Origin of the sequence: Agromyces sp. G08B096 (assembly GCF_040267705.1) — a bacterium.
GTDB lineage: Bacteria > Actinomycetota > Actinomycetes > Actinomycetales > Microbacteriaceae > Agromyces.
The window spans coordinates 3,332,030-3,353,424 of sequence record NZ_CP158374.1 but is presented as its reverse complement, the minus strand read 5'-3'; the positions used below and the strand labels follow the sequence as shown (position 1 = coordinate 3,353,424).

Sequence of the window (21,395 nt, the reverse complement as noted above, 5' to 3'; positions counted from 1 at the left end):
CACGGCCGGCCCGGCGGGCTACCCGTCGAACGCCTCGCGAGCGCGTTCGATCTCCTCGCCGTGCTCGCCCGCCCAGCGCACGAGGGCGAGCACCGGCTCGGACAGGGAACGGCCGAGGTCGGTGGCGGCGTACTCGACGCGCGGCGGGATCTCCGCGTAGGCGGTCCGTGAGACGAGGCCGTCGCGTTCGAGGCTCCGCAGCGTCTGGGTGAGCATGCGGTGCGAGATGCCGTCGATGCGCTTCTGCAGTTCGGTGAACCGCAGCGGTCCGTCGTGGAGGGCGCCGATGACGAGCAGGCTCCACTTGTCGCCCACGCGGGCGAGCACCTCGCGGATGACCCGGCTCTCGGGGTTCGCGGTCGTGCAGACGCCGCCGGGGGCGTCGGCGAAGGCGACGGGATGTGCGACGGTCATGCTCGGCCTTCCGTTACGAACCGCGGGGTGCGTGACGCACGATGAAGTGCGGGGGAGCCGTCGTCTACGATCGACGACCGTGCGTCACGCACTGATCGTAACCGACACCCTGGAGTTTCCCCCATGCTCATCGCCCTCTGGATCCTGACGGGTCTCCTCGCCGTCCTCTTCCTCGCCGCCGGGGTCGTGAAGTCGACCACCCCGCGCGAGAAGCTGCTGCCGAAGATGGCGTACATGGAGGACCTCTCCGACGGGCAGGCTCGGGCGGTCGGCATCCTCGAGGCGCTCGGCGCGCTCGGACTCGTGATGCCGGCGGCGACCGGCATCCTGCCCTGGCTCACACCCGTGGCCGCGTTCGCCCTGGCGCTCACCATGGCGGTCGGCACCGCGCTGCACGTCAAGCGCAAGGAGACCGCCGTGCCCTCGATCGTGCTCGGCGTGCTCGCGATCATCGTCGGCGTCGGCTGGCTCCTCATCGGCTGACCGGGCGACGGGCGGGCGGCGTCAGCCGCCGAGCAGCTCCAGCACCGCCATCGCGGCGTTCTGGCCGCCGATGCCGCTCACGGCTCCGCCGCGTACGGCGCCCGAACCGCAGAGCAGCACCCCCGGATGCCGCGTCGCCACGCCCCAGCGCTCGCCGGGGGTCGTCAGCGCGGTGCCCGACTCCGCCCACGGCCACGACAGCGGGCCGTGGAAGATGTTGCCGCCGGGCATCCGCAGCGCCTCCTCGAGGTCGAGCGTGGTCTTCACCTCGATGCAGCGGCGGCCCGAGGCATCCGTCGCGATGACGTCGCGGATCGGTTCGGCGAGCACCGAGTCGAGCGAGGCGAGCACGGCCTCCTCCAGCAGGTCGCGGAGCTCGTCGTTGCGGTACCGCTCGAGCAGCCGGTGCGGCACGTGCAGGCCGAACACCGTGAGCGTCTGCGCCGCGGTGTCGCGCAGCTCTGGGCCGAGGATGCTGCGGTCGCTCAGCGTGTGGCAGTACACCTCGCACGGCAGCGGCTCGGGCAGCCGGCCGGTCGCGGCGCGCGCGTGCGCGGCCTCGAGCTGCGTCGCGAGCTCGTTGATGTGGAAGGTGCCGGCGAACGCCTGCTCGGGCGCCACCTCGGGGTCGAGGAGGCGGGGCAGGCGCGTGAGCAGCAGGTTCACCTTCACCTGCGCGCCCTCCGGCGCGGCGAGCCGGCGGAGTCGTTCGCGCACGACCGGCGGGATGCCGGGCACGCGGTCGTCGGAGAAGGGGCGCTCGCCGCGCGGCGCCACCGTCGCCTCGTCGGCGGGCCGCGCGATGGATGCCTCGCCGCGTTCGACGAGCTCGTCGAGCACGGTCGGCGCGACGTTCGCGAGCACGACACGGGCGCGGGACATCCGCTCGCCGTCGCCGGCCGACCAGTGCACGACGCCATCGCCGACCGCGGTCACCTCGGCGGCCGTCACAAGCGTCGCGCCGGCCTCGCGCGCGGCGCGCGCAAGTTCACCGGTGACTGCGCCCATTCCGCCGACGGGCACGTCCCAGTCGCCGGTGCCGCCGCCGATGACGTGGTAGAGGAAGCACCGGTTCGCGTCGAGCGACGGATCGCCGAGGCTCGTGAAGGTGCCGATGAGGCCGTCGGTGGCGACGATCCCGCGCACCAGGTCGCTCGAGAACCGTTCGTCGATCGTCTCGCCCAGGGGCTGTTCGACGAACTCGCGCCACACCCGCTCGTCGCCGACGAGCGCGCGCGCCTCCTCGCGCGTCGGCAGCGGTTCGGTGAGCGTCGGGAACAGGGCGCGGGCGAGACGCCCGGTGTCGGCGCCGAGCGCGTCCCACGCGTCGGCGTCGATCGCGGCGCCCACGCGGTCGAAGGCGGCGACGGATGCCTCACGCCCCGCTTCGCGGTCGATGAGGAGGCCGCGCCCCGGGTGCTCGGGGTCGGGCGTGTACGACGAGAACCGCCGCCGCACGAGCTCGATCTCGAGACCGAGGTCGTCGATGATGCGGTGGGGCAGCAGGCTCACCAGGTAGGAGTAGCGGGAGAGCCGGGCATCGACGCCCTCGAAGGCGACGGCCGAGACCGCCGCCCCGCCGAGGTGGTCGCTGCGTTCGAGCAACAGCACGTCGAGGCCGGCGCGGGCGAGGTAGGCGGCGGCGGTCAGGCCGTTGTGGCCGCCGCCGACGATCACGACGTCGTGATCGTCGGCGGGCCGGGGCGCGTCGTCAGGCTGGGGCATGACCCGAGCGTAGGCGACGCGCCCCGTCGGCACCTCAGCCGGCCCGCTGCATCGAGCGGACGCCGACCAGGAGGCCGACCGCGCAGGTCGCGACCGCCGCGATGATGCCGCCGAGCACCGCGGGCGCACCGAGGTCGCCCGCGAGCAGTGCCCGCTCGGCGCCGACCAGGTAACTCAGCGGGTTCACCGCCGCGGCGACCCGCATCCAGTCGGGGCCGTCCTCGAGCGGCAGCAGCATGCCCGAGAGGATCATCAGCGGGAACAGCAGCGTCTGGTGCACCATCCAGAACATCCAGTCGCGGTTCCGGCACGCGAGGGCCAGCGAGTAGCTGAGCGCCCCGAACCCGATGCCGAAGACCGCGAGCACGGCGAGGCCGGCGACGAGTCCGGCGACATCCAGCCGGAACCCGAACGGCACCGCGACGAGCACCACGATGGTGCCCTGGATGACGAGCGGCACGACTTCCTTCAGCGCGCGCCCGACGAGCAGCGCGCTGCGGGAGAGCGGTGCCACGAGCGTGCGCTCGTGCGAGCCCGTCTGCATCTCGAACAGGAGGTTCGCTCCGGTCGACGCCGTGCCGAACAGCGCGACCATCACGAGGATGCCCGGCACGAACCACTGGAGCGTGCCGGCGACATCGCCGCCCGCGGCGCCGACGAGCAGCGGGCCGAAGAGGCCGAGGAAGACGAGCGGCTGGACGAGGCTGAACACGACGCTGAACGGGTCGCGGACGAGAGGACGCGATTCGCGGACGAACACCGTCGCGGTGTCGCGGACGAAGCCCGTGGGCCGGGCGGCGAGGTCGGTGGTGGTCATGGGAGTCTCCTTCGGTCGGTCGGACGAATGGTCGGTGGGATGGCTCGTCGCGCGCGTGGTCACGCGACGACGGCCTCGGCGGCGGGCGCCGGCGTCTCCGCGCTCGCGCCCTCGTCGCGGAGGCTCCGGCCGGTGAGGGCGAGGAACACGTCGTCGAGGGTCGGCTGGCGGTGCGTGGCGGAGAGGACGTCGAGGCCGGCGTCGCCGAGCTCGCGCACGAGCCGGGGGAGCAGCCGGTCGCCTCCGGTGGCGGTGACGACGACCTCGGAGCCGGTCGTCTCCACCGTGATGGCGCCCCGGATGCGGGCGGCCGCGGCCGAGGCATCCGTCGCGCTGCCGAAGCCGAGCGTGACCCGGTCGCCGGCGAGCGACTCCTTCAGGGCGTGCGCGGTGTCGTCGGCGATGACCTGGCCGTGATCCATCACCATGACCCGCTCGGCGAGCTGGTCGGCCTCGTCGAGGTAATGGGTGGTGAGGAAGATCGTCGTGCCCGTCTCGTCGCGCAGGCGCACGATGTGCTCCCAGAGGTTCGCCCGTGAGTGCGGATCGAGCCCGGTCGACGGCTCGTCGAGGAAGAGGAGCCCCGGACGGTGGATGAGTCCGAGCGCGATGTCGAGCCGACGCTTCTGCCCGCCCGACAGCGACTGCACCTGCCGGTCGGCGACCTGCCCGAGCTCGAGCGAGTCGATGAGCTCGGCGGCCCGGGCGCGGGTCTCGCGGCGGCCGAGCCCGTAGAAGGCGCCCTGCGCGTGCAGCTCGTCGCGGACGCGCTGGGTGTGGCCGCCCGAGGTGCCCTGGCCGACGTAGCCGATACGGCGGCGGACGCCGGCGGGGTCGCGGCGGATGTCGCAGCCGGCGACCGATGCCTCGCCCGAGGTGGGCTCGAGGAGCGTCGTGAGCAGGCGCAGCGTCGTCGATTTCCCGGCGCCGTTCGGGCCGAGGAACGCCACGAGCTCGCCGCGGCCGACGCTGAGGTCCACCGACTTGACGGCCTCGACGGTCTGCCCCTTCGCGCGGAACGTCTTCGTGAGGCCGTGGGCTTCGATCATGGGAGCGGGGTTCTGGTGACTGGTCATGACCCGAGCTTGTCGAGGCATCCGGTCAGTTTCCGTCCTGAATGCGAGCATGATGGACGCATGGCCGCCACCACCTCGAGAACCCTCGACCTGCTGTCGCTGCTCCAGAGCCACCGGCACTGGTCTGCCCGCGAGCTCACCGACCGGCTCGGCGTCTCGGAGCGCACGCTGCGTCGCGACGTCGAGCGGCTCCGCGAACTCGGCTACGGCGTCGAGTCGACCCGCGGCGTCGCCGGCGGCTACCGGCTGGAGGCCGGCACCGGACTGCCGCCGCTCCTCCTCACCGACGACGAGGGCGTCGCCATCGCGGTCGGACTCAGGTCCCAGGCCACGAGCGGGCTGCGCGGCGCCGAGCACACCACCCTCAGCGCGCTCGCGAAGGTCGAGCAGGTGCTGCCCGCCGCGCTGCGCCGCCGCATCGAGGCGCTGCAGTCGCACGCCGCACCCGCGGGCGGCTTCCGTCCGGGGCGCACGGCCGCAGCAGCCTCCGCGGCCGTCGAGGCCGACCTCCTCGGCCTCCTCGCACTGTGCTGCCGCGACAGCGAGCGCATCCGCTTCCACTACACGGATGCCTCGGGCGCCGACTCCGCCCGCATCGTCGAGCCCTACCGGCTCGTGCCGATCCGGTCGCGGTGGTACCTGCTCGCCTGGGACCGCGACCGCGACGACTGGCGCACCTTCCGGGTCGATCGCATCGCCGACGTCTTCCAGACCCGCGTGCGCTTCGAGCCGATGCCGCTCAGCGAGGAGGAAGCCGTCACCAGGGTCGAGTCGGCGGTGCGTCGCCGTGACCGGGTGCTGAGGGCCACCGTCGTGATGGACCTGCCCGTCGCCGAGGCGACCGCGGCGTTCGGCGGCTATGGGCGCGACGTGTCGCCCGTCGACGGCGGGCGGCGCGCGGCGTGGTCGATCGAGGGCGACTCCGTCGAGCACCTCGCGGTGCACCTGCTGTGGATCCCCGCCGACGTCGCCTACCGCGTCGACGGACCGCCCGAGCTCGCGGACTACCTCGGCGCGCTCGCGGCGCGGTTCGCGGGACTGGCGGCCGGCGAGGGGTAGCCGAGGGTGCCCGAACGGAGGCAGATGTCGGCGGGCCGCGGTTCACTCGGAACATGGATGTCGCGTTCATCGCGGGCTTCGGCCCCATCGGCACCGACGACGGCGCCTCCCACGACTTCTGGGCCGGCTCGCTCGGTCTGCCGTTCCACGAGAACGAGCCGGGCTACTTCCACACCGAGGAGATCCCCGGCGCGAAGGCGTTCGCGATCTGGCCGCTGAGCCAGGCCGCGGAGGCGACCTTCGGCACCCCGTCCTGGCCGGCGGATCGCCCCATCCCCCAGGCGTGGATCGAGTTCGACGTGCACGCCCCGGAGGAGGTCGCGACGGCCGTCGACCAGCTGCGTGAGCGCGGACTCGAGATCCTGGTCGAGGCGCACCTCGAGCCGTGGGGACAGACGACGGCCAGGCTCCAGAGCCCCGAGGGGCTCCTCGTCGGCGTCAGCTTCACCCCGTGGATGCACCGAGTCGACGACGCGGCCGACGCCGAGGGGTAGGCCGGCCCGGGTCGGCGCCCGGATCTGCGGCCGGGCGGCCGGCGGCTAGGCCGTTCGCGGGAGCGTCGCGAGCACGGCGCCGTGATCGTCGAGCACCGTGAGGGTGTCGCCGTCGACCGTCGCCGAGTCGAGCCGGTTCAGCGTCTGGTCGCCGCCCGGGCAGGCCATGAGCGTCATCACCATCTCGTCGAACTCGAGGGTGCCGTCGTCGTCGAGCTCCCACCGGCCGCCCATCGAGTTGCAGCCGTCACTGCCCGTGACGCGGCCGTCGGCGGCGATCACGAGATGCGGTTGCGTCGCGTCGGCGGTTCCCCAAGTGCCGATGAAGGCCGCGGCCGCACCGCTCGCCCCGCCGTCGGAGGCGCCGCCGGCCGGCTCGGTCGCCGGCGTGTCCGACGTCCGCTCGAGCGTGCCGAGCTCGGTGTCGTCGTCGCCGAAGACGGTCATCACGTCGCCCTCGATGGTCGCCCGATCCGCTGCGGAGAGCCAGGTGTCGACGCCCTCGCAGAACATCCGCGTCGACGCGAGGTCGCCGAACTCGATGCCGTCGTCGTCGAGCTCCCACGTGCCCGTCAGGCGGTTGCACCCGTCGGTGCCGGTGAGCCCGCCGTCCTCGGTGAGCGACAGCGACGGAGCCGAGGAGTCGGCCGCGTCGCCCCAGGTGCCGACGACGTCCGCCGCGGACGTGGTCGGAGTGCTCGCCGGGCCCGCCCCGCCCGATGGTGAGCCGGCGCAGCCGGCGAGCGCCAGCACGGCGGCCGCCGCCGTGCCGATGATGATGCTCTGGATTCCCCGCATGCCCGAAGGCTAGCCCTCCGGCGCTCGTCCGTCACCCGGCGCTCGTCCGTCACCCGGCGACGAGCGGCGCCGCGGCAGCACGGGCCAGCGCGTCGCGCACGGCGACGACGGCCGGTCGGTGCACGCTCGCGAGCCTGGCCGACGAGAACACCTCGCGCTGCGGGTCGCCCGGCAGCGGCGCGAGCAGGACGCTCGCCTCCTCGCCGGCCCAGACGAGATCGGGCAGGAGGCCGACCGCGTTGCCCGAGCGGATGAGCCGGATGTGGGCCATGAGGTCGGCCGTCTCGAAGCGGACGTCGGGCTCGAAGCCGGCGGAGCGGCACAGCTGCTCGGCCCACTCGCGCGACGCGGTGCCCTCCGGCTCGAGGACCCAGGGCCGGTCGGCGGCGCGGGCGAGCGCGGCGGAGACGGCCGACGGGGGAGCGCCGGCGGCCGCGGTGCCGGGGCGCGAGGCATCCGTCGCCCCGCCGCCCGGCGCTCGCCGGCCGGGCGTCGCGCGCCGCCCGGCCGACGGATGCGGGGGCAGCGCGAGGCGGATGGCGTCGGCCGCGAGCGGGACGCGGTCGAGCTCGGGATGCAGCGGGCGCGTGCGACCCGGGTACTGCTCGGCGATGACGAGGTCGAAGTCGCGGGCCGCCACGTCGAAGAGTCCCGCCTCGGGCTCTCGCTCGGTCACCTCGACCCGGAGGCCGGGATGCTCCGCCGCGAGCAGCGTCAGCGCCTGCGGCACGACGGCGTGGGCGGCCGACTGGAACACCGCGATGCGGACGGTGCCGCCGACGCTGGTGAGCGAGCGGGCGACGTCGGCCTCGGCCTCTTCGAGGCGGTCGAGCACGGCCTGCGCATGGCCGACGAGAACCTCGGCCTGCGGCGTGAGCTGCACCCGCCGGCCCACCTGGACGAGCAGCGGCACGCCGACCTCGCGCTCGAGCACGCTGAGCTGCTGGGAGACGGAGGACGGGCTGTAGGAGAGCGCGTCGGCGACCGCCGCGAGCGTGCCTCGGCGACTCAGCTCCACGAGGAGGCGCAGCCGTCTGGCATCGAGCACGCGCGCCTCCTATCGATCGGGTTCACCGAATGATATCCATCGGAATGATTCGCTGTACCGAATGGATGTCAGACCGCACACTAGTCGCGAGGCGCGCGATTCTCGGCGTGCCCCGAGCGAAGGACAACTACCGTCATGAGCATGACGAACGTCAGCGCGGACCCTGCCGCGCGCACCGACCAGGTCACCGCCCTCGTCCGGCGCTGGCTCGCCGAGAGTGCCGAGCACCCGGTCGACCCAGCCGCCGAACGGCTCGCCGGCGTGCTGAAGGACCCGAACGGTCTCGCGTTCACCGTCGGCTTCGTGGACGGCGTCATGCGGCCCGAGGACCTCGGCGTCGCGGGCCGCAACCTCGCACAGGTCGCCCCGCTCACTCCCACGTTCCTGCCCTGGTACCTCCGTTCGGCCGTGCGCGTCGGCGGGGCGCTCGCGCCCGCGTTCCCGTGGATCGTCATCCCCATCGCCCGGCGCGTGCTCCGCGGCATGGTCGGGCACCTCGTGCTCGACGCCACGCCGGAAAAGCTCGGCCCGGCCATCGCGAAGCTTCGCGAATCGGGCAATCGGTTGAACCTCAACCTCCTCGGCGAGGCCGTGCTCGGCGAGCAGGAGGCCGACCGCCGCCTGAAGGGCACCTACGAGTTCCTCGCCCGCGACGACGTCGACTACGTCTCGATCAAGGTGTCGAGCGTGGTCAGCCAGCTCTCGATGTGGTCGTTCGACGAGGCGGTCGCGAAGGTCGTCGACAAGCTGACCCCGCTGTACGAGCTCGCCGCCGCGAGCGAGGCGAAGGGCAAGCCCAAGTTCATCAACCTCGACATGGAGGAGTACCGCGACCTCGATCTCACGATCGCGGTGTTCCAGACGCTGCTCGACCAGCCGCGGCTACAGCAGCTCGAGGCGGGCATCGTGCTGCAGACCTACCTGCCCGACGCGCTCGGTGCGATGCAGCGGCTCACCGAATGGGCACTCGCCCGACGCGCGGGCGGCGGCGCGCCGATCAAGGTCCGGGTGGTCAAGGGTGCGAACCTCGCCATGGAGCACGTCGACGCCGCGATCCACGACTGGCCCGTCGCGACCTACTCGACCAAGCAGGACTCCGACACCAACTACAAGCGGGTGCTGCACTGGTCGATGACGCCCGAGCGCACCTACGCGGTGAAGCTCGGCGTCGCCGGCCACAACCTCTTCGACGTCGCGCACGCGTGGCTCACCGCGAAGGAGCGCGGCGTGGAGGACCGGGTCGAGTTCGAAATGCTGCTGGGCATGGCGACCGGCCAGGCCGCCGCCGTCCGCGGCGACGTCGGCCGTCTGCTGCTCTACACGCCGGTGGTGAACCCCAGCGAGTTCGACGTCGCGATCGCGTACCTGATCCGCCGGCTCGAAGAGAACGCCAGCCAGGACAACTTCATGTCGGCCGTGTTCGAGCTCGCCGACGACCGTCGCCTGTTCGAGCGCGAGCAGGAGCGCTACCGCCGCTCGCTCGAAGCGCTCGCCGACGAGACGGATGCCACGCCCGCGCCCGCCCCGAACCGGACTCAGAACCGCCGCACCGAGTGGGAGGACGGCCGACTCGCGGCCGAGCTCGCCCACCGGGATGCCCCCGCCCCCGGCATCGAGCACGAGGACGAATCGCTCACTAGCGTGGTGCTCGGCATCACCCGCGGCTCCGCGGGCGACGGCGACCTGGACGGCAGCGGCCTCGTCGCCCCCGAGCACGCGAACCGGCCCGCCGGGCCGTCGGCGACGCCCGGCTTCCGGAACGAGCCCGACACCGATCCCGCGCTCGCCGCGAACCGCGACTGGGGCCGGCGCATCCTCGCCCGCGTGCCCTCGTCGACGCTCGGCATCGACGCGATCCGCGCCGCCCGCATCGACGACCACGCCGAGCTCGAGGCGCTGCTCGCGAACGTCCGCGCGCAGGGCGAGGCGTGGGGCCGTCGCCCCGGTGCCGAGCGCGCCGCCCTGCTGCACCGCGCCGGCCTCGCGCTCGCCGCGAACCGCGACCGCCTCATCGAGGTGATGGCGGCCGAGACCGGCAAGACCATCGCCGAGGCCGACCCGGAGGTAAGCGAGGCCATCGACTTCGCCCACTACTACGCTGAGCGGGCTCGCGAGCTCGACCACGTGCAGGGCGCGGAGTTCGTGCCGTCGAAGCTCACGGTGGTGACCCCGCCGTGGAACTTCCCGGTCGCGATCCCGGCCGGCGGTGTGCTCGCCGCGCTCGCCGCAGGGTCCGGCGTCGTGATCAAGCCCGCCGGCCTCGCCCAGCGCTCCGGCGCCGTCATGGTCGAGGCGCTCTGGGAGGCGGGCATCCCGCGCGACCTCCTCGCCCTCGTCGACGTCGGCGAGCGGGAGCTCGGACGCGAGCTCGTATCGAGCCCGCTGGTCGACCGGGTCATCCTCACCGGCGCGTACGAGACGGCCGAGCTGTTCCGCTCCTTCCGCGAGGACCTGCCGCTCCTCGCGGAGACCAGCGGCAAGAACGCCATCATCGTCACGCCCTCCGCCGACCTCGACCTCGCGGCATCCGATGTCGTGAAGAGCGCGTTCGGCCACGCGGGCCAGAAGTGCTCGGCCGCCTCGCTCGTGATCCTCGTCGGCTCGGTCGCGAAGTCGGAGCGGTTCCACCGCCAGCTCGTCGACGCGGCCACGTCGATGCGCGTCGGCTGGCCCGAGGCGGCGACGAGCCAGATCGGCCCGATCATCGAGCCGGCGGGCGGCAAGCTGCTGCACGCGCTCACGCAGCTCGGCGCCGACGAGGAGTGGCTGGTCGAGCCGAAGCAGCTCGACGACACCGGGCGGCTCTGGTCGCCCGGCATCCGCACGGGCGTGAAGGGCGGGTCGTACTTCCACCTCACCGAGTTCTTCGGCCCGGTGCTCGGCGTGATGCACGCGAAGGACCTCGACGAGGCGATCGCCCTCCAGAACGCGGTCGACTACGGCCTCACCGCCGGCCTGCACTCGCTCGACCCCGACGAGCTCGCCACCTGGCTCGACCGCGTCGAGGCCGGCAACCTGTACGTCAACCGCGGCATCACCGGGGCCATCGTGCAGCGCCAGCCGTTCGGCGGCTGGAAGAAGTCCGCCGTCGGTGCAGGCGCGAAGGCCGGCGGCCCGAACTACCTGTTCGGCCTCGGCGACTGGCTGCCCGACCACTCCCGCACGTCGGGCTCGCTGCACCTGCGCGGACTCGAGCGGCGGGTCACCGACCTGATCGAGGCATCCCAGTCGTCGCTCGACTACGAGCAGTTCGAGGTGCTGCGCCGCTCAGCGCTCTCCGACGAGGTCGCGTGGGCCGAGGAGTACGGGACGGCGAAGGATGTCTCGGCCCTCGGCGTCGAGCGGAACGTCTTCCGGTACCGCCCGGTGCCCGTGACGATCCGCATCGCGGAGTCGGCGACGCTCGTCGACGGTCTCCGGGTGATCGCCGCGGCGCTCCTCGCGAAGTCGCCGGCGCGCGTGTCGAGCGCGCACGAGCTGCCCAAGGGCGTCCGCGCGGTGCTCGCCGCCCGCGACATCGACCTCGTCCGGGAGGGCGACGCGTCCTGGCTCGCGGGACTCGCGAAGCGCGGGCCGGCCACGAGCCGGATCCGCCTCGTCGGCGGCGACGCGGCGGCGGTGGCCACGGCGCTCGGCGGGCGGCCTGATGTCGCGGTGTGGTCGCACCCCGTCACCCCGTCGGGCCGGGTCGAGCTGCTGCCGTTCCTCCGCGAGCAGGCGATCTCGATCACCAACCACCGGTTCGGCAACCCGACCACGTTCTCGCAGGGCGTGATCTAGGCCGGACCGCCCGGTTACTCCCGCCCGGCTACTCGCGCGCGGCTACTCCCGGCCGCGGTTCCGGCGGCGGGCGCGCTTCGGGGCGCGCCCGCCGAGGAACGACTCGCCGGCGTCCACGAGGAAGCCCTGCCGCAGCGCCTCGCGGCCGATGAGCATGCGGAAGCCCATCTCGTCGCGGTTGCTGAGGTTCATCTCGACGTCGAGGTGGGTGCCGTGGAGGACGACGTCCATCAGCACGACGATGCGCTCGTCGACGTGTCCGGAGGAACTCCGCACCTGACGGCGGTCGTGCACCCGCGACTCGACCACCACGGCGTCCTCGTCGGAGTTCTGCCACGGGCGCACGCCGAAGCGCACCCACGGCTCACCGTCGCGTTCGAACTCCTCGACGTCGAAGGCGTGCAACGACGAGGTGCGCGCACCGGTGTCGATCTTCGCCTTGATCCACGGGACGCCCGCACCTGGCAGGGTCACCCACTCGCGCCATCCGACGATGGTGCTTGAATAGGGGGGCTCTGTCACTCGGATATCTTCTCAGGGGCTCAAGGATGAAACTGGCGATCCTCTCGCGCGCCCCGCAGGCGTACTCGACGCAGCGACTGAAGGCGGCAGCGCAGCAGCGCGGCCACACCGTCAAGGTGCTGAACACCCTGCGTTTCGCGATCGATCTCGCCGGCCCCGAGCCCGACCTCCAGTACCGCGGACGCCCGCTCTCCGACTACGACGCGATCCTGCCGCGCATCGGCAACTCCATCACCTACTTCGGCACCGCCGTGGTGCGCCAGTTCGAGCAGATGGACGTCTACACCCCGAACACGTCGAACGGCATCACGAACGCCCGAGACAAGCTGCGCGCGAACCAGATCCTCTCCCGGCACAACATCGCGCTGCCGCCCACCGCGTTCGTCCGGAACCGGGCCGACGTCCGCCCGGCGATCGAGCGCGTCGGCGGGGCCCCCGTCGTGATCAAGCTGCTCGAGGGCACGCAGGGCATCGGCGTCATCCTCGCCCCGCAGGTGAAGGTCGCCGAGGCCATCATCGAGACGCTGCACTCGACGAAGCAGAACGTGCTCATCCAGCGGTTCATCGAGGAGAGCCGCGGGCGGGACATCCGCGCCCTCGTCGTCGGCGACCGGGTCGTCGCCGCGATGCGGCGCGTCGCGAACGGCGACGAGTTCCGCTCGAACGTGCACCGCGGCGGCAGCGTCGAACCCGTCGACCTCTCGCCCGAGTACGAGCAGGCGGCCGTGCGCTCGGCCCAGATCATGGGGTTGAAGGTCGCGGGCGTCGACATGCTCGAGGGCAACGAGGGCCCGCTCGTGATGGAGGTGAACTCGTCGCCCGGCCTGCTCGGCATCGAGACGGCGACGAAGCTGGATGTCGCGGGCGCCATCATCGACTACATCGCGAACCAGGTCGCCTTCCCCGAGATCGACGTGCGTCAGCGGCTCACCGTGTCGACCGGGTACGGCGTGGCCGAACTGCTCGTCCACGGCGACGCCGATCTCGTCGGCAAGACCCTCGGCGAGTCCGGGCTCTGGGAGCGCGACATCACGGTGCTCACGCTGCACCGCGGCACCACCGTCATCCCGAACCCGCGGAAGGGCGTCGTGCTCGAGGCATTCGACCGGCTCCTCTGCTTCGGCAAGCTCGAGGAGATGCGCTCGATGATCCCCGAGCGCCGGCGCCGCCGCGCGAAGGTGCGGAAGCTGCCGAAGGAGCCGATCCCGGCTCCGGCGGACTAACGCCGGTCAGGTCCCGATGCGCAGGGCGGCCTCGACGATCACGAGCGCGTCGTCGGCCGGAACCCGGAGCCGTCGCGCGAGGGCGGCGTACTCGGCGGCGGCCTCCTGCAGGCTGCGGTGGGCGGCATCGCCCTGCGCGGCGACGAACGTCCCCGACCGGCCGCGCGTCTCGACGACGCCGTCCTGCTCGAGTTCGCGGTAGGCCCGCGCGACGGTGTTCGCGGCGAGGCCGAGCTCCTCGGCGAGCGCCCGCACGGTGGGCAGCCGCTCGCCCGGCGTGAGCCCGCCCTCGGCGACGGCCTCGACGACCTGGGCGCGGAGCTGCTCGAAGGGCGGCTGGTCGGCGCCGGGGACGACGGTGAACTTCACGGCCGCGCCTAGTCCCGCTGCCGGTTCACGAGACGGGACAGCACGATGGCGCTTCTCGTGTGGTCGACGTTCGGCGCGACCCGCACCCGCTCGAGCGCGTCCTCGAGCGAGGTGATGTCGCGGGCGCGGATCTGCACGATGGCGTCGGCGCTGCCGGTGACCGTGCCGGCGTAGACGACCTCGGGCACGTCCTGCAAGATCCGCCGCAGCTCCTCCGGCCCGACGGTGCCCCGGCAGAACAGCTCGACGTAGGCCTCGGTGCTCATGCCGTCGACGGTCGGGTCGACCTGGATCGTGAAGCTGCGGATGACCCCGTCGGCGACGAGGCGGTCGACCCGGCGCTTCACGGCCGAGGCCGACAGGCCGACCGACGAGCCGATGTCGCCGTACCCGGCCCGCGAGTTCTGGCGCAGCAGGTCGAGGATGGCTCGGTCGAGGTTGTCCATGCGGCGAGTGTAGGGGTGATCGTTGCGTCAGGGCAGGCCGTTACGCCGATTTCGTGCGTGCTGTGACGGAATCGTCACCCGACGGTGACGGCAGCGTGACGTTCGCGGAGCCCGACGAGGAGGGCGGCCAGCCCGAGCTCGAAGGCCCGCGGGGCGCCGAACGCCTCGCCCAGGGCCGGGTCGAGGGCGGCGCGGATCGCCGGGTGTCCCGGTGGCACGGAGGCGTGCGAGAGGAGGTCGGCGGGCGCGACGATGTCGAGGGCCGAGCCGAGGACGAGGGCCTCGACGGTCCGCATGACCGCGACGGTGTCGCCGCGCGGCCAGCCCGCCGCGACGAGCGCGGCGATCACCCGTTCGTACATGTCGTACGTCGAGGCGTCGCGGATCGGGGTCGCGGACAGCAGCCGGATGAGGTTGGGATGCGCCGCGAACGCGGCCAGGTACGACCGGGCCCACCGGCCGAGGGCGGCGTCCCAGGGCTCGTCGGCGAAGGCGGACGTGTCGATCCCGGCGACGATGCGCGCGCGGACGGCCTCGATCAGGTCGTCGCGGCTCGCCACGTGGTTGTACAGCGAGGAGACGCGGCGATCGACGCGCGCCGCGAGGCTCCGCATCGACAGCGCCTCGCCGCCGGCCTCGTCGATGAGGTCGAGTGCGGCGGTGACCAGCTGATCGCGATTCACGCGTGTCACGGATCCCACCTTCGGTCTTCCCCTCGCCTGAGTCGAGAGTGTAACGTCACCTTCACTTCGAATACGAACACTGTTCGTACTGGACGTGAAGGACCCGATGCAGTGACCACGACCCTCTTCCACGGCGGCACCGTCTGGCTCGGCGCTGCGCGCCCGCCCGCCGATCGCCTGCTCGTCCGCGACGGCCGCGTCGTGGCGCTCGACGACGAGGCGGAGCGCCTCGCCGAGGCGGCGTCGGCTGAGGCGGCCGGCCCCGTCGAACGGGTCGACCTCGAGGGCGGATTCCTCATGCCGGCGTTCGGCGACGGCCACGCCCACCCCCTGTTCGGCGGGCTGGAGGCCGCGGGCCCCGACGTGCGCTCGTGCAGCTCGATCCCCGAGATCGTCGACGAGGTGCGCCGGTACGCCGAGGCGCACCCCGAGCGGGAGTGGATCCTCGGCGCCTCCTACGACGGCAGCCTCGCCGACGAGGGCCTGTTCGACGCGCGCTGGCTCGACGAGGCCGTCGCCGACCGTCCCGTCGTCCTCCGCGCCTGGGACTACCACACGGTCTGGTGCAACACCCGCGCCCTCGAGCTCGCCGGCATCGACCGGGACACCCCCGAGCCCGAGCTCGGCGAGATCCCGCGCCGGGCCGACGGGTCGCCCCTCGGCACACTGCGCGAGTGGGGGGCCGTCGAACTGGTCACCGACATCGCCCCCGCCCGCCCACTCGAAGAGCGGCTCCAGGCGCTCGAGGCCGCCTCCGACTACTACCTCGCTCGGGGCGTCACCTGGGTGCAGGACGCGTGGGTCGAGCCCGACGACGTCGAGACCTACCTCGCCGCGGCCGAGGCCGATCGCCTGCGCATCCGATCCAACCTCGCGCTGTACGCCGACCCCCGCCGGTTCCCCCGTCAGCTGCCCGGCTTCCTCGACGCCCACCGGCGGGTCGACGAGCTCGGTTCGCCGATGCTCACCGCGCAGACGGTCAAGTTCTTCGTCGACGGCGTCATCGAGAACGAGACCGGCGCGCTCCTCGAGCCGTACTGCTCGGCCCTGCACAAGCACGGGATGACGGTGTGGGAGCCCGCGGTGCTCGCCGACGCCGTGCGAGCCGTCGACGCGGCCGGCTTCCAGGTCCACCTGCACGCGATCGGCGACGCCGCGGTGCGGCTCGCGCTCGACGCCATCGAAGGCGCGATCGACGCCAACGGGCCGCGCGACCGGCGCCCGGTCATCGCCCACGCCCAGCTCGTCGACGACGCCGACCTCGACCGGTTCGCCCGGCTCGGAGTCATCCCGAACATGCAGCCGCTCTGGGCGCAGCTCGACGCCCTGATGACCGTGCTCACCGTGCCGCGCCTCGGCGACGAGCGGTCGGCGAGGCAGTACCGGCTGCGCTCCATCGAGGCCTCCGGCGCCCGGCTCGCGTTCGGGTCGGACTGGCCGGTCTCCTCCGGCGATCCGCTCGAGGGCATCTCGGTCGCAGCGACCCGGCGCACGCCCGAGGGAGACCCCGCGGGCGGCTGGGTCCCCGACGAGATCCTCCCGGTCGAGCTCGCGCTCGACGCCTACTCGTCCGCCGTGGCGCATCAGGCGTTCGGCGACCTCGCCGCAGTGCCGTGGGGCGAGATCGCGCCCGGTGCGAGCGCCGACCTCGTCTGGCTCGCCGCCGACCCCAGAACCGTCGACCCCGGCGAGCTCGCCGCGACCCCCGTGCGAGCGACATGGCTCGCCGGCATCCCCCACACGCGAGGCGAGCGCCTCCCGACCCCTTGAAAGGCCAGCCCATGTCCCAGGCCACCACCCCCGAGCGGGCCAGCGACGTCCCCTCCGCCCCCACCCTGAAGCGAGTGCTGGGCGTGCCAGCCCTCGTCCTGTTCGGACTCGTCTACATGGTGCCGCTCACCGTGTTCACGACGTACGGCATCGTCACCGAGATGACCGGCGGACGGGTGCCCCTCGCCTACGTCATCACGCTCGTCGCGATGCTCTTCACCGCCCGTTCGTACGCGCGCATGTCGGCGGCCTACCCGTACGCGGGCTCGGCGTACGTGTACACCCAGCGCACCTTCGGCGGGGCGATCGGATTCCTCGCCGGGTGGTCGCTCATGCTCGACTACCTGTTCCTGCCGATGATCAACTACCTCGTCATCGGCATCTACCTCGAGGCCGCGTTCCCAGGCGTACCCGCCTGGGTGTTCATCCTCGGCTCGATCGCCGTCGTGACGATCCTCAACGTCGTGGGCATCGTGTCGGTCGCACGCGCGAACTTCGTCATCATCGCCGTCCAGACGGTCTTCATCCTTGCCTTCGTGGTGTTCGGCTCCGCCTCGCTCGCCGGCCGCGAGGTCGACCCGCTCGCCCCGTTCGTCGGCGACGGCTCGGTCGAGGGGGTCGGCGTGCTCTTCGCCGGTGCGGCCGTGCTGTGCCTGTCCTTCCTCGGCTTCGACGCGGTATCGACCCTGGCCGAAGAGGCGAAGGATGCCACGAGGTCGGTGCCGCGAGCCATCATGATCACCACCATCGCGGCGGGCGTGATCTTCATCGGCCTGTCGTTCCTCGCGCAGCTCGTGTTCCCGTCGAACGAGTTCGCCGACGTCGACTCCGCCGCACGCGACGTGATGCTCGCCGCCGGCGGGGAGTTCCTCGCGGTCTTCTTCACCGCGGCCTACGTCGCCGGTGCCGCCGGGTCGGCGCTGTCGTCGCAGGCATCCGTCTCGCGCATCATCTACGCCATGGGACGCGACGGCGTGCTGCCGAAGCGCGTCTTCGGCCGGCTGTCGGCCCGGTTCCAGACGCCGGTCGTGGCCATCCTCTGCGTGTCGGCGATCTCGCTGCTCGCGATCTGGTTCGACCTCGCCCTGCTCTCGGGCATGATCAGCTTCGGCGCGCTCGTCGCCTTCGCGGTCGTGAACCTGTCGGTCATCAAGCACTTCTTCGTCGATCGACGGGAGCGTGCGGGTGCGGCCGTGGTCCGCAATCTCGTGCTCCCGCTCATCGGGTTCGGGCTGACGGTGTGGCTGTGGACGAGCCTCTCGGCCGAGACGTTCATCGTCGGACTGTCCTGGCTCGCCGTCGGTATCGTGCTGCTCGCCATCGTGACGCGCGGCTTCCGGCGGCCGACGCCCATGCTCGACCTGAAGGAGTCGTAGGCTGGCGAAATGCGTCTCGACATCCCCGTGCGGCTCGGTATCCAGGTGCAGCCGCAGCACGCCGACTACTCCGCCATCCGCGATTTCGTGCTCCGCCTCGAGGAGCTCGGTGTCGACATCGCGTTCAACTGGGATCACTTCTTCCCCCTGAGCGGCGACCCCGAAGGCAAGCACTTCGAGGCGTGGACGATGCTCGGCGCGTGGGCCGAGCAGACGGAGCGCATCGAGTTCGGCTCGCTCGTGAACTGCAACTCGTACCGCAACGCCGACCTGCAGGCCGACATGGCCCGCACGCTCGACCACATCAGTGCGAAGGGCACGGGCACGGGACGGTTCATCTTCGGCACGGGCTCGGGCTGGTTCGAGCGCGACTACGACGAGTACGGCTACGAGTTCGGCACGGTCGGGTCGCGGCTGAACGAGCTCGCCGGCGCGCTGCCGCGCGTGCGCGAGCGCTGGGCGAAGCTGAACCCGGCGCCGACCCGCGACATCCCGATCATGATCGGCGGCAAGGGCGAGCAGAAGACGCTGCGCATCGTCGCCGAGCACGCCGACATCTGGCACTCGTTCGTCGCCCCCGACGAGCTTCCGCGGAAGGTCGACGTCCTCGCCCGCTGGGGCGAGGAGGTCGGCCGCGACGTGTCGCAGATCGTCGTGTCGAACGAGCTCAGCCGCGGCGCCGCCGACTACGAGCACGCCGACGCGCTGTACGACGCCGGCGTGCGCCTGTTCACCCTCGGGCTCTCGGGTCCCGATTACGACCTCGACCAGGTGCGCACCTGGCTCGCCTGGCGCGACGCGAAGAACGCGTGAGCCGGGGCTGAGGGTGCCGCGGGATGACCTGCGGCACCCTCAGCCGACGCCACGGCTCCGAGCGCCGGCGCTGGCCGGCGAGAGTATGGTGACCCCCATGGGGGAGCAGGACGAGACGATGGAGCCCGGGCGCGCCGACGCCGGCCCGCCCGACCCGGCCGCGACATCCGTCGCCGACCGCGACACGCGTGGCGACCGCGGATTCTTCGGGCAGCCGCGGGCGCTGGTGCACATCTTCGGCGTCGAGATGTGGGAGCGCTTCAGCTTCTACGGCATGCAGGGGATCCTGCTCATCTACCTGTACTACTCGGCGACCGACGGCGGCCTCGGCATGGACGAGGTCAGCGCGGCCGGGATCGTCGGCGCGTACGGCGGCGGGGTGTACCTCTCCACGATCCTCGGGGCGTGGATCGCCGACCGCCTGCTCGGCAGCGAGCGGGTGCTGTTCATCTCGGCGATCGTCATCATGGCGGGCCATATCGCGCTGGCGCTCATCCCCGGGTTCTGGGGCGTCGGCATCGGCCTCATCCTCGTGGCGTTCGGCTCGGGCGGGCTGAAGGCGAACGCCACGAGCGTCGTCGGCACCCTCTACGACGAGCACGATCCTCGGCGCGACGCCGGCTTCTCGCTGTTCTACCTCGGCATCAACCTCGGCGCCTTCCTCGGTCCGCTGCTCACCGGCCTGCTGCAGACGACGCTCGGCTTCCACTGGGGCTTCGGGCTCGCCGCGGTCGGCATGGCGATCGGCCTCACGCAGTACGCGTTCGGCCGCAAGAGCCTGCCGGCCGAGGCATCCGCCGTCCCGAACCCGCTGCCCGCGAACCGGCGTGGGCTGGTGATCGCGATCGGCGCGGCATCCGTCGTCGTCATCCTCGTGCTCGTGCTCACCGGCCTCGTGAACGCGACCAACCTGGTGAGCTGGGTGATCGGCGCGACCATCGCGGCCGCGATCGCGTACTTCGCGGTGATCCTCGCGAGCCGCGGCATCACGGCAGTCGAGCGCAGCCGGGTCTACGGGTTCATCCCGCTGTTCATCGCGAGCGTCGCGTTCTGGTCGCTGTACCAGCAGCAGTTCACGGTGCTCACGATCTACTCCGACAAGCAGCTGAACCGCGACCTCTTCGGCTGGGAGATGCCGGTGTCGTGGGTGCAGTCGATCAACCCGATCTTCATCATCGTGCTGTCGGGCGTGTTCGCAGCGATCTGGACCAAGCTCGGCGACCGGCAGCCGTCGACGCCGATCAAGTTCGCGCTCGGCACGGCGATCATGGGCGTGGCGTTCCTCCTGTTCATCCCGTTCGCGGGCGGCGGACCGAACTCCACGCCGCTGCTCGCGATCGTCGGCATCCTGCTCGTGTTCACGGTCGCCGAGCTGCTGCTCTCGCCGGTCGGGCTCTCGGTGGCGACGAAGCTCGCGCCCGCACGCTTCCACACCCAGATGGTGGCGCTGTTCTTCCTGTCGGTCGCGCTCGGCACCGCGATCTCGGGCCGGCTCGCCGAGCTCTACTCGCCCGAGACCGAGGTGGGCTACTTCGGCCTCCTCGGCGGCATCGCGATCGTGCTCGGCATCGCGCTCGCCGTGGGCAGCCGCGGGGTGCTGAAGCTGATGGCGGGGGTGCGCTAGCGCCACGCCCACTCGGCGCCGACGGTTTCCGTTCGCGCCGACTGCGTCCGCTCGGGCGGAAACACTGCGTCAGGGCGGAAACGCTCGACGAGGGCCATCCGCGTCGATCCCGATACGATGCACGGGATGCCCCGTCCCCTCGTGGTGATTCCCACGTTCAACGAGCGCGAGAACCTCGCCGCGATCATCGGCCGCGTGCGCGCCGCGACGCCAGGGGTCGACGTCCTCGTCGTCGACGACGCCTCGCCCGACGGCACGGGTGAGCTCGCCGACCGGCTCGCGGCGACGGATGCCTCGGTGCGGGTGCTGCACCGTGCGGGCAAGGAGGGACTCGGGGCGGCGTACCTCGAGGCCTTCGACTGGGCGCTCGCCCGCGGCTACGACCCCATCGTGCAGATGGACGCCGACGGGTCGCACCGGCCCGAGGAGCTGCCCGTCCTCCTCGACGCGTTCGTCCGGGCGACCGACGGGGGACGCCCCGTCGACCTGGTCATCGGCTCGCGCTGGGTGGCCGGCGGGCGCATCGAGAACTGGCCGAAGCACCGCGAGTGGCTCTCCCGCGGCGGCAGCGCCTACGTGCGCCGCGTGCTCCGGCTGCCGACGCGCGACACGACGGCCGGTTACCGCGCCTTCCGGGCCGACGCACTGCGACGGATGCCCCTCGCCGACGTCCACACGCGGGGCTACGGCTTCCAGGTGGACATGCTGTGGCACGCGCACGAGGCCGGGCTCGGCGTCGCGGAGGTGCCGGTGACGTTCGTCGAACGCGAGCACGGTCGGTCGAAGATGAGCCTCGGCATCGTGCTCGAGGCGATGGCGAACGTCACGGCGTGGGGCCTGCGCGCGCGGTTCGGGCGTCGCACGAAGTAGGGGGG

At 72.3% G+C, this 21,395-nt stretch carries 20 protein-coding genes; 10 read left to right on the top strand and 10 right to left on the bottom strand.

Going from position 1 to position 21,395, the window contains the following annotated elements:
- Positions 1-18 precede the first annotated feature (18 nt).
- Positions 19-414, bottom strand: a complete 396-nt coding sequence (locus tag ABIQ69_RS16060; RefSeq protein WP_350348127.1) for a helix-turn-helix domain-containing protein — start codon at positions 412-414, stop codon at positions 19-21.
- A gap of 123 nt (positions 415-537) precedes the next feature.
- Between ABIQ69_RS16060 and ABIQ69_RS16055 the strand changes: the two genes are divergently transcribed.
- Entirely contained in the window at positions 538-897 is a 360-nt protein-coding gene (locus ABIQ69_RS16055; protein WP_350348126.1) for a DoxX family protein, read from the top strand.
- Positions 898-918: 21 nt separating this feature from the next.
- On the opposite strand, the gene ABIQ69_RS16050 is transcribed toward ABIQ69_RS16055, so the two are convergent.
- The 3 genes from ABIQ69_RS16050 to ABIQ69_RS16040 are packed head-to-tail and all read right to left on the bottom strand — an operon-like array spanning position 919 to position 4,515.
- Positions 919-2,622: an NAD(P)/FAD-dependent oxidoreductase gene (locus tag ABIQ69_RS16050; RefSeq protein WP_350348125.1), complete on the bottom strand. Its 1,704-nt coding sequence runs from the start codon at positions 2,620-2,622 to the stop codon at positions 919-921.
- 34 nt (positions 2,623-2,656) lie between these two features.
- A complete protein-coding gene (locus ABIQ69_RS16045) occupies positions 2,657-3,439 on the bottom strand; it encodes an ABC transporter permease (RefSeq protein WP_350348124.1) in 783 nt (260 codons plus the stop codon).
- Between the two features lie 59 nt (positions 3,440-3,498).
- On the bottom strand, positions 3,499-4,515 hold the full coding sequence (locus ABIQ69_RS16040; RefSeq protein WP_350348123.1) for an ATP-binding cassette domain-containing protein: 1,017 nt from the start codon (positions 4,513-4,515) through the stop codon (positions 3,499-3,501).
- Positions 4,516-4,575: 60 nt separating this feature from the next.
- Between ABIQ69_RS16040 and ABIQ69_RS16035 the strand changes: the two genes are divergently transcribed.
- Both ABIQ69_RS16035 and ABIQ69_RS16030 read left to right on the top strand, forming a co-directional pair.
- Positions 4,576-5,574, top strand: a complete 999-nt coding sequence (locus tag ABIQ69_RS16035) for a transcriptional regulator (protein ID WP_350348122.1) — start codon at positions 4,576-4,578, stop codon at positions 5,572-5,574.
- A 53-nt stretch (positions 5,575-5,627) separates the two neighbouring features.
- Positions 5,628-6,068, top strand: coding sequence for a VOC family protein (locus ABIQ69_RS16030; RefSeq protein WP_350348121.1), 441 nt, complete (start codon positions 5,628-5,630; stop codon positions 6,066-6,068).
- A gap of 45 nt (positions 6,069-6,113) precedes the next feature.
- Here ABIQ69_RS16030 and ABIQ69_RS16025 read toward each other — a convergent pair whose 3' ends face one another.
- Positions 6,114-6,866 (bottom strand): META domain-containing protein, encoded by a 753-nt coding sequence (locus ABIQ69_RS16025; protein ID WP_350348120.1) that lies wholly within the window; start codon positions 6,864-6,866, stop codon positions 6,114-6,116.
- A 49-nt stretch (positions 6,867-6,915) separates the two neighbouring features.
- The gene (locus tag ABIQ69_RS16020) at positions 6,916-7,914 is read right to left on the bottom strand and encodes a LysR substrate-binding domain-containing protein (protein WP_350348119.1); all 999 of its coding nucleotides are present in this window, start codon (positions 7,912-7,914) and stop codon (positions 6,916-6,918) included.
- Between the two features lie 141 nt (positions 7,915-8,055).
- Between ABIQ69_RS16020 and ABIQ69_RS16015 the strand changes: the two genes are divergently transcribed.
- Complete coding sequence (locus ABIQ69_RS16015; protein ID WP_350348118.1) at positions 8,056-11,694, top strand: bifunctional proline dehydrogenase/L-glutamate gamma-semialdehyde dehydrogenase; 3,639 nt, start codon at positions 8,056-8,058, stop codon at positions 11,692-11,694.
- 42 nt (positions 11,695-11,736) lie between these two features.
- On the opposite strand, the gene ABIQ69_RS16010 is transcribed toward ABIQ69_RS16015, so the two are convergent.
- A complete protein-coding gene (locus ABIQ69_RS16010; protein ID WP_350348117.1) occupies positions 11,737-12,216 on the bottom strand; it encodes a RimK/LysX family protein in 480 nt (159 codons plus the stop codon).
- Between the two features lie 26 nt (positions 12,217-12,242).
- Between ABIQ69_RS16010 and ABIQ69_RS16005 the strand changes: the two genes are divergently transcribed.
- Positions 12,243-13,439, top strand: a complete 1,197-nt coding sequence (locus ABIQ69_RS16005) for a RimK family alpha-L-glutamate ligase (RefSeq protein WP_350348116.1) — start codon at positions 12,243-12,245, stop codon at positions 13,437-13,439.
- A 6-nt stretch (positions 13,440-13,445) separates the two neighbouring features.
- Here ABIQ69_RS16005 and ABIQ69_RS16000 read toward each other — a convergent pair whose 3' ends face one another.
- The 3 genes from ABIQ69_RS16000 to ABIQ69_RS15990 form a co-directional block, all read right to left on the bottom strand.
- Positions 13,446-13,808 (bottom strand): GntR family transcriptional regulator, encoded by a 363-nt coding sequence (locus tag ABIQ69_RS16000; protein ID WP_350348115.1) that lies wholly within the window; start codon positions 13,806-13,808, stop codon positions 13,446-13,448.
- A gap of 8 nt (positions 13,809-13,816) precedes the next feature.
- A complete protein-coding gene (locus tag ABIQ69_RS15995) occupies positions 13,817-14,254 on the bottom strand; it encodes an Lrp/AsnC family transcriptional regulator (protein ID WP_350348114.1) in 438 nt (145 codons plus the stop codon).
- Positions 14,255-14,328: 74 nt separating this feature from the next.
- A complete protein-coding gene (locus ABIQ69_RS15990) occupies positions 14,329-14,946 on the bottom strand; it encodes a TetR/AcrR family transcriptional regulator C-terminal domain-containing protein (RefSeq protein WP_350348113.1) in 618 nt (205 codons plus the stop codon).
- A 102-nt stretch (positions 14,947-15,048) separates the two neighbouring features.
- On the opposite strand from ABIQ69_RS15990, the gene ABIQ69_RS15985 reads away from it, so the two are divergent.
- The 5 genes from ABIQ69_RS15985 to ABIQ69_RS15965 all read left to right on the top strand — a co-directional run bounded on the left by ABIQ69_RS15985 (position 15,049) and on the right by ABIQ69_RS15965 (position 21,390).
- Positions 15,049-16,707, top strand: coding sequence for an amidohydrolase (locus ABIQ69_RS15985; protein WP_350348112.1), 1,659 nt, complete (start codon positions 15,049-15,051; stop codon positions 16,705-16,707).
- 11 nt (positions 16,708-16,718) lie between these two features.
- Positions 16,719-18,083, top strand: a complete 1,365-nt coding sequence (locus ABIQ69_RS15980; RefSeq protein WP_350348111.1) for an APC family permease — start codon at positions 16,719-16,721, stop codon at positions 18,081-18,083.
- 9 nt (positions 18,084-18,092) lie between these two features.
- A complete protein-coding gene (locus tag ABIQ69_RS15975; protein WP_350348110.1) occupies positions 18,093-18,896 on the top strand; it encodes an LLM class F420-dependent oxidoreductase in 804 nt (267 codons plus the stop codon).
- Positions 18,897-18,993: 97 nt separating this feature from the next.
- Complete coding sequence (locus ABIQ69_RS15970) at positions 18,994-20,520, top strand: oligopeptide:H+ symporter (protein WP_350348109.1); 1,527 nt, start codon at positions 18,994-18,996, stop codon at positions 20,518-20,520.
- Between the two features lie 126 nt (positions 20,521-20,646).
- Positions 20,647-21,390 (top strand): polyprenol monophosphomannose synthase, encoded by a 744-nt coding sequence (locus ABIQ69_RS15965; protein WP_350348108.1) that lies wholly within the window; start codon positions 20,647-20,649, stop codon positions 21,388-21,390.
- The last annotated feature ends 5 nt before the right edge of the window (positions 21,391-21,395 follow it).